The 2,623-nt window shown below is 46.2% G+C and carries 3 protein-coding genes; 2 read left to right on the forward strand and 1 reads right to left on the reverse strand.

The window, feature by feature from the left end; all coding sequences use genetic code 11:
• The coding region (gene pilV, locus A6U95_RS25270; protein ID WP_241810725.1) for a shufflon system plasmid conjugative transfer pilus tip adhesin PilV at positions 1-1,216 on the forward strand (1,216 nt) is incomplete at its 5' end.
• 80 nt (positions 1,217-1,296) lie between these two features.
• On the opposite strand, the gene A6U95_RS30210 is transcribed toward pilV, so the two are convergent.
• Positions 1,297-1,803 carry a DapH/DapD/GlmU-related protein gene (locus tag A6U95_RS30210; protein WP_074423404.1) on the reverse strand — a complete coding sequence of 169 codons (507 nt, stop codon included), beginning with the start codon at positions 1,801-1,803 and terminating at the stop codon, positions 1,297-1,299.
• A gap of 188 nt (positions 1,804-1,991) precedes the next feature.
• On the opposite strand from A6U95_RS30210, the gene A6U95_RS25275 reads away from it, so the two are divergent.
• The gene (locus tag A6U95_RS25275) at positions 1,992-2,453 is read left to right on the forward strand and encodes a DotD/TraH family lipoprotein (RefSeq protein WP_065686493.1); all 462 of its coding nucleotides are present in this window, start codon (positions 1,992-1,994) and stop codon (positions 2,451-2,453) included.
• Positions 2,454-2,623: the final 170 nt, after the last annotated feature.

Raw genomic sequence — 2,623 nt, forward strand, 5'->3', positions numbered from 1 at the left:
GGTCGTGACTGCCACACACCTGAGCACGGTGAGCCAGGGTGCACGCCGATACGTTAAAGATAACTACGACACGTTACTGAACCAGGTCAAAGGGGGCGGAAACGTCACGGTAACGGGGCAGACCCTACGGGATAAAGGGTATTTACCGCCGGGTTTTTCCCTGACCAACAATAATACCCAAACCTATATCCTCGCCGTGACGCGCAATCCCACGCAGACCGACAAACTGGTTGCCTTTGTGTTGACGGCCGGCGGTCAGGATATTGCGTTCAAGGGGCAGCGGTATATCGCCCAGAACACCTCTGGCCTTGGGGGATATATCTATCCCGCCAATATTGCCAACGGTGCCGGCGGTGGCTGGCAAGTCAACCTGTCGAGTCTGGGGCTCAGTGGGCAGAGTGGTCACCTGGTGGCCTACCTGACGTCTGATGTATTGGCCGGTGGGGCAGAAGAAAGCGATCGCTTGTATCGTTTCAAAGTTAACGGCCGTCCCGACCTTAACAAGATGCATACTGCAATTGATATGGGCGCCAATGACGTGAATAATGCGAATAATATCAACGCTAAAACGGGTAATTTTAGTGAGGATGTTAACGGTAAACGGTTAATTGCTCATGACAGCGTTTGGTCTAGCGGGTGGATCACCGCTAACGGGGATATCCGCAGTAATAGCGGCTGGCTTATTACCAAACAGGGTAAAGGTTGGCTCAATGAAGACCACGGCGGTGGGCTTTATATGGAGGACAACGATTGGATACGTTCGGTAAACAACAAGGGGATCTATACCGGTGGCCAAATCAAAGGCGGGACCGTTCGTGCTGATGGCCGTGCATCGGTCGGTGAATATTTGCAGCTTGATGGAACGGCTAATGTTGGCTGGGGGTGTAGCCCGAATGGGCTCTTAAGCCGTGACATCTCTGGAGCAGTACTTTATTGTCAAAATGGGATATGGACTGCATCTGGAAAATTAAAAGATTTTCAAAAAATCTCAGGAGGAGATGCTTGTGGACAATATAATTATTCAACAGCATACTGTCCTGCAGGAAAACAACTTCTTTCCGGGGGATATATATTGTCACGCTGGGGAGGGGATGGATGGAATGCTCCGGATCTAACCCAGCCCACGGGAGATGGTAATGGATGGCAGATATACACAGGTGGAGGTGTGGCTGGAGGCTCATGCATTCAAGCTATTGCTTGGTGTGCTAATAATTAAATTTATTTAATAAAGGCAGTAAGGGCTTTACTTTCTTACTGCCAAAATAATTAAAGTGATTGTATATGCACTTTTTGATTTTATAAGTTTCGTTTAAAAATCGCAGGAGCTCCTGCGAATAAAGAATTATCAGGAACATTTGATGTTACGACGCTGTTTGCAGCGATAACGCTGTTGTTTCCAATGGTTACACCAGGCAAGACTACTACGCCCGCACCTAACCAAACATTACTACCAATTTCTATTGAAGAAGTAATAACTTCGGCGTGTCTTGATTTTGGGGCTACGGGGTGGCTTACTGTCGTTAATGTCACGTTAGGCCCGATAAGCGAATGCGCTCCAATTGTTATGTTTGCGTTGTCAAGGAAAGTGCAGCCAGAATTAATGTATACATTACAGCCTAACTTTATTTTCCCAAATTCGTAGAAGAAGGGTGGCGTAATAATACTTTCCCCTTCAAAAGAAATTCCTGATTTTTTCAGTAAAATGTTTCTTTTTTTATTTGATAATGGCCTTGAGTTTATAAGGATTGTGGCGCGAGAAACCTTTATTGATTTGCAAAGTTTTGATGTGTAGTAAAATGTCATTTTGATGTCTCATTATTATTAAATGAATAAATTATACAAGCAATTAGTATAACGTGCAATTTTGTTTTCATGAAAACTTGTTGTGAATTTAAATATTTTAGCCGTGAGATTGGTGGGTTTTTGATGTGTGTGACGAGAGATTAATAAATACGAGGTTTTTAAATTAAATATAGATAGAGGATAAGAGCATGAGGTTTTTTTTCATATCATTATTTGTGCCGGTGGTGTTAGGTGGATGCCAAATTCCAGCTAGCACCGCAGTCATACCGCTAAAAAATACAGATGCTCAATATAAAGCTGAGCAGATTAGTAACGCTCAGAATAATTTGTATTTAGCCGGCGCGATAAACCAAGTTCGAGCACCTTTATTTACACCCAGTATCAGTGCCAATTCTCAGCGCGTAACCGTCAACTGGGATGGTGATGCTGTTGAGCTGCTTTCTCATCTGGCCCGCCAGCGTGGATTGGCCTTTAACTGGACGGGGGTGCGCCTTCCGTTGCCAGTCAATGTGCACGTCAACGGGGTGACCTACCAAAACCTGCTGCGAATGATCGAAGTCCAGACTGCCTGGCGGGCCACACTGCATGAGTTTCCTGGCCAGCTCACGCTGGCCTTTTCACAACCAGAGAAACCAAGGGGGCGTAGATGAAAAAATTCATTCTGACGCTGCTTTTCGTCAATGGCGTACTGTGCGGCCAGGCAGCAGCTGCACAAACCCCCTCAGAGTCTGCACCGCCAGATATGGGCAGTTACCTCAGCCCTTCACAGCCGTCCTCGTCGGATGTGTCGGAAACGCGGCGTCAGCTGCTTGAAGAGGCT

This window comes from Serratia sp. 14-2641 (genome assembly GCF_001692375.1).
GTDB lineage: Bacteria > Pseudomonadota > Gammaproteobacteria > Enterobacterales > Enterobacteriaceae > Chania > Chania fonticola_C.